At 24.9% G+C, this 4,873-nt stretch carries 7 protein-coding genes; 4 read left to right on the forward strand and 3 right to left on the reverse strand.

Annotation, left to right across the window (positions count from 1 at the left end; genetic code table 11):
• The first annotated feature begins 57 nt into the window (after positions 1-57).
• From fabD to gmk, 4 genes are read left to right on the forward strand one after another with little or no spacing between them, the layout of a single operon-like run.
• Positions 58-987 carry an ACP S-malonyltransferase gene (gene fabD / locus AC8IGH_RS05000; protein WP_507419620.1) on the forward strand — a complete coding sequence of 310 codons (930 nt, stop codon included), beginning with the start codon at positions 58-60 and terminating at the stop codon, positions 985-987.
• Positions 974-1,714: a 3-oxoacyl-ACP reductase FabG gene (fabG, locus tag AC8IGH_RS05005; RefSeq protein WP_507419621.1), complete on the forward strand. Its 741-nt coding sequence runs from the start codon at positions 974-976 to the stop codon at positions 1,712-1,714. Before fabD ends, fabG begins: the two co-directional genes overlap by 14 nt.
• Positions 1,715-1,771: 57 nt before the next feature.
• Complete coding sequence (locus AC8IGH_RS05010; RefSeq protein ID WP_017943781.1) at positions 1,772-2,011, forward strand: acyl carrier protein; 240 nt, start codon at positions 1,772-1,774, stop codon at positions 2,009-2,011.
• A 30-nt stretch (positions 2,012-2,041) separates the two neighbouring features.
• The gene (gene gmk, locus AC8IGH_RS05015; protein WP_507419622.1) at positions 2,042-2,611 is read left to right on the forward strand and encodes a guanylate kinase; all 570 of its coding nucleotides are present in this window, start codon (positions 2,042-2,044) and stop codon (positions 2,609-2,611) included.
• On the opposite strand, the gene rsmA is transcribed toward gmk, so the two are convergent.
• The 3 genes from rsmA to AC8IGH_RS05030 all read right to left on the reverse strand — a co-directional run.
• The gene (gene rsmA / locus AC8IGH_RS05020; protein ID WP_507419623.1) at positions 2,591-3,385 is read right to left on the reverse strand and encodes a 16S rRNA (adenine(1518)-N(6)/adenine(1519)-N(6))-dimethyltransferase RsmA; all 795 of its coding nucleotides are present in this window, start codon (positions 3,383-3,385) and stop codon (positions 2,591-2,593) included. The two genes, gmk and rsmA, sit on opposite strands and share 21 nt — an antisense overlap.
• Complete coding sequence (locus AC8IGH_RS05025; protein ID WP_507419624.1) at positions 3,378-4,346, reverse strand: PdxA family dehydrogenase; 969 nt, start codon at positions 4,344-4,346, stop codon at positions 3,378-3,380. Before AC8IGH_RS05025 ends, rsmA begins: the two co-directional genes overlap by 8 nt.
• A partial coding sequence (locus tag AC8IGH_RS05030) for a SurA N-terminal domain-containing protein (protein WP_507419625.1) occupies positions 4,343-4,873 on the reverse strand: 531 nt, incomplete at its 5' end. The genes AC8IGH_RS05025 and AC8IGH_RS05030, both read right to left, overlap by 4 nt.

Below are 4,873 nucleotides of genomic sequence, written 5' to 3' on the forward strand. Positions count from 1 at the left end.
ATAATTTTTTTTTTTTAATACAACAGTGTTAATTTTGTTATAATTACTTACTTAATTATGAAAGCAATCGTATTTCCTGGACAGGGATCACAGTATGTCGGAATGGGAAAAGATTTTTATGATACTTTTAGCGAAGCTAAAGAGGTCTTTCATGAGGTCGATGATGCTTTGGGGTTTAAATTATCAAATATTATCTTAAATGGACCTAATGAAACCTTAAATCTTACAGAAAACACTCAGCCAGCTATAATGACTGTGGGAGTTGCGATTTATAGAGTTTTAAGAAAAATAAAAATAAAAGATTTAAAAGATTATAGTTTTTTTGCAGGACATTCTTTAGGAGAATATACATCTTTGATCTGTTCAGAATCTTTAACTTTAAAAGATGGTGCAAAAATTTTAAAAGAAAGAGGAAAATCAATGCAAGAAGCTGTTCCAGTAAATGTTGGCGCTATGGCCGCTGTATTAGGGGCAGAAATAGATTTGATAAATGAAGTAATAAATAAAAATAAATCTAGTGAAGGAGTTGCTGAAATTTCAAACGATAATTGTCCAGGTCAAATAGTTATAAGTGGAAACAAAGAAAAGATTAATAAGATAGTAGATGATTTAAAAAATACTCATAGTAAAAAAGCAATACTATTGCCGGTTAGCGCTCCATTCCATTGTTCTTTAATGAAGCCTTCAGCAGATAAGATGAATCAAATTTTAATAAAAACAAAGTTTTCAAAACCAATGATTAATATTGTTTCTAATGTAATGGCTACGACCATTGATAATTTTAATGAAATACCTTCTTTGCTAACAAAACAAATTACTCATCATGTCAGATGGAGAGAATCTATAGATTTTATGACAAAAAATGGTGTAAAACATTTTATTGAAATAGGACCGGGGAAAGCATTAACAGGTATGATAAAAAGAATAGGAAAAGAACTTACAACAACCACAATTGATAATATAACTCAATTTAATGAATTTAATTAATTTAAAAAATAAAAAAGTTTTTATAACAGGCGGTACTGCTGGAATTGGACTTTCTATATTAGAAAGTTTTTATAAATTAGAAGCTGATATATTTACTATCGGAACAAATGTTGAAAATCTTAAGACTATTCAAAATAATTTTCCAAAAATAAAAACTGCTAATTTTAATTTAGAAAATCATAAAAAAATTGAAGAATTGATCAAAGAAGTAAAAGATAAATTAGGGGGATTAGATATAGTTATTAATAATGCCGGAATCACAAAAGATAATCTTGCAATTAGAATGTCAGATGAAGAATGGAACAAAGTAATTAATATAAATTTAACTGCTGTTTTTTTAATTTGTAAATATTCTATTAAAACAATGATGAAACAAGATGCTGGATCTATAGTTAATATTAGTTCAATCGTCGGTCACACAGGTAATTTTGGACAAGCCAACTATTCAAGCGCTAAAGCAGGAATAGTTGCAATGTCAAAAAGTCTAGCAAAAGAATATGCAAAGAAAAATATTAGAATAAATTGTATTTCACCTGGATTTATAGATACAAAAATGACAAAAAATATTAACGAAGAATTCAAAAAGAAACTAATAGAAAATATCCCTATGGGAAAATTAGGCACAGGTAACGATATTGCTAATTGTGCTATTTTTTTAGCTTCCGATCTTTCTTCTTATATTACAGGCGAAACTATCCATGTTAATGGTGGAATGTATATGGCTTGATTTATTTAATTTATTCATTTATTGAAAGAATCATTAATAATTAAGGGAGTTTAAAAAATGAGTGATGTTGCAGCAAAAGTTAAAAAAATTATTGTAGAACATTTAGGCGTTGACGAAGCTAAAGTTACTGATGAAGCAAGTTTTATAGATGATTTAGGTGCAGATAGTTTAGATACTGTAGAGTTAGTTATGGCATTTGAAGAGGAATTTGGTTCAGAAATATCAGATTCAGAAGCTGAAAAAATATTAACAGTAGGTGACGCAATAAGATTTATTGAGAATAATCCTGCAAAGTAGTTTTTTTTGATTTCAAAATCAAAAAGAGGTTTGATTTTAATATTATCTTCCCCATCAGGGGCAGGTAAGACAACTCTCGCTAAAAAGATTGAAAGTAGCGATAAAAATTTTAAAATATCAGTTTCCTACACGACAAGAACACCAAGACTTAATGAAATAGATGGAGTTGATTATAACTTTGTAAGCATTAATAAATTTCAGGAATTATCTAATCAAAATAAATTTTTAGAACAAGCAAAAGTATTTGGAAATTATTATGGCACTTTAAAAGAACCAATAGAAGATTATTTGTCCCAAGGAAAAGATTATTTATTTGATATTGATTGGCAAGGGACAGAACAAGTAAAAAATATAATGCCGTTAGATATTGTTCCAATATTTATTTTGCCACCCAGTATTAACGACTTAGAAAATAGACTAAAAAAAAGAGATGAAAAAAATAAGGAATTAATTGATCAAAGAATGAAAATGGCAAAGGATGAGATTAATCACTGGAAAGATTATAAATATATTGTTGTGAACAAAGATGTAGAAAACTGTTTTGAGCAAATTAACAAAATAGTAAAGATTGAAAGAGAATTAAGATCTGCTTTTAATTAAATCAACTAATTTATAGTAAAAACTAAAATCCAAATTTTCTGGCCTGAGATTTTTAATGTTATCAAAATCTATTAATACAAGTTCCTTTTCATTAAGTAATTTTTTAAGTGTTTTAGAAATCATTTTTCTTTTAGTATTGAACATAATTTTTGTTAGATCTGACAAAATATTTAGATCTTTTAATTTAAAATTAGTTTTTTTTTTAGGAGCAAAAGACAACACAGAAGAGTCAACTTTTGGCTCAGGATTAAAATCTTTTTTTGAAATATTAAAATGAAATTTTACATCTAGTCTGGCATCGGTTAATATTGAAATTCTGCCATATTTTTTATGATTAGGAGTTGCTATAATTCTTTCCGCCACTTCTTTTTGAAACATCAAAATCATTTGATCGTAAAAAGGAGGCCATGGATCAGAATAAATCCACTTTATTAATAATTTTAAAGAAATATTATAAGGAAGGTTCCCAAAGATTATTGATTTTTTGTTAAAAATACTTTTTTCATTATAGGTTAAAGCGTCAGAAATTTTATAATTAAAATTTTTATAATTATTTTTAATTTTATCTAAATGACTATTTAAATCTTTGTCAAATTCTATTGCAAAAATTTCTTTCGGATTTCTATTTAGCAATTCTTCAGTCAGACTCCCAGATCCGGGACCGATTTCAATTACATGACTGTTTTTATTAATATTACCTATATCTGCAATTTTTCTTATTATATCTTTATTAATTAAAAAATTTTGACCAAACCTTTTTTTATGCTTAAACATTATATTTTGAAAAAAACTTTACTGCTTTAATAAAACTTTTTGGATTTGCAATTCCTTTTCCCATAATTTCAATTCCAACTCCATGATCTGGAGAAATTCTAATAAATGGCATACCAATAGTGATATTTATTGCATCAAAATCAAATTTAGTTTTGAAAGTTGTTAGAATTTGATCATGATAATGACCAATTAGAATATCAATTTTTAATTTTTCTCTTTGTAAAAAACTAGTGTCTGGAGATAACGGTCCTATTATGGGATATTTTTTTTTAAGTTTATTAATGGCTGGAATAATTATTTTTTTTTCTTCATTTCCTAAATAGCCATTTTCGCCGTTATGAGGATTTAAACCAAGTATACCAATCTTAAATTTTTTTCTTTTAATGGTTTTTGAATAAAAATTGCTAATGTTTTTGCAGGCTTTTTCAATTTTTTTATATGTAATATTTTTGCAAACATGTTTTAAAGGAATATGGGTCGTTAAAGGTAGAACGGAGAAGTTTTCATTAAATAATAGCATGTTTTCTTTATTTTTATTATTAGTTTTTTCAGCAATATATTCAGTAATTCCGTTGTATTTATTTTTTGTAAATTTTGATTTATTAATTGGTAGATTGATTAAACCGTGAGCAAAATTCTTTTTAAGGATATTAACTGCGGATTCAAAGCATTTTTTAATAAATTCTTCTGATTTATTTAATTTTAAATCAAAAGTTTTTTTTTGTTTATAATTTATATTAATAAAATTAAATTTTGTATTTTTTAAATTATCAACTTTAGAAAAGTTAAAGTTAATATTTATTTTAAGATTTAAATAATTAGCTTGTCTTTTAAATAGAGAATAGTTTCCAATTATTATAAAATTTAATTTTGTTTTTTTTAAATAATTTAATGATTTAAGAAAGATTTCAGATGAGATACTATTGGGTTCACCTAAAATAATTATGATATTTTTTTTCACAAAAATTTAATTAAATACTTTTTTTTACTTTTTTCTAAATGAGTTATTGAGAATTTATTTAACTGTTTGTTTTGCTCAGTTATAATTAATTGTTTTTTTAATTTTTCATCGCTTTCACCATTTTTTTGTTCTTTTTCTAATTCTTTATTAACCTCTGTTAGATTCACATTAAGTCTACTTTCATACATCTGCCTTATTAATTTTGACCACTTCATATCAATTTTTATTATATTTTTTAGATAATCATTCTCTATTTCTTTTTGTTTATAGAAAGAATGCAACGTTTCATTGTTTATTTTTATTCTTTCTAAGTAATTATATAAATTTATTTCTATTTCTTTCTCTGTGACTTCAATTTTATAATAATTTGTTTCAATATCTTTGATTTTTCTATCTATTAAACTATTAATAATTTCTTTTTTAAATAGTTCTGAATTTTGAATAGCTTGATCTTTGTTAATAAATTTTAAAAAATTAATTTCTTTATTAATATCAAGTTCTGTAATTATTGAATTATCAATAGAAAC

The sequence above is a fragment of the Candidatus Allofontibacter sp. genome (assembly GCF_038145245.1).
Classification (GTDB): domain Bacteria; phylum Pseudomonadota; class Alphaproteobacteria; order Pelagibacterales; family Pelagibacteraceae; genus Fontibacterium.

Bases quoted from the DNA above. Each gene is read 5' to 3' on its own strand.
- fabD (WP_507419620.1), top strand. From the start codon at position 58: ATGAAAGCAATCGTATTTCCTGGACAGGGATCACAGTATGTCGGAATG.
- fabG (WP_507419621.1), top strand. From the start codon at position 974: ATGAATTTAATTAATTTAAAAAATAAAAAAGTTTTTATAACAGGCGGT.
- AC8IGH_RS05010 (WP_017943781.1), top strand. From the start codon at position 1,772: ATGAGTGATGTTGCAGCAAAAGTTAAAAAAATTATTGTAGAACATTTA.
- rsmA (WP_507419623.1), bottom strand. From the start codon at position 3,385: ATGTTTAAGCATAAAAAAAGGTTTGGTCAAAATTTTTTAATTAATAAA.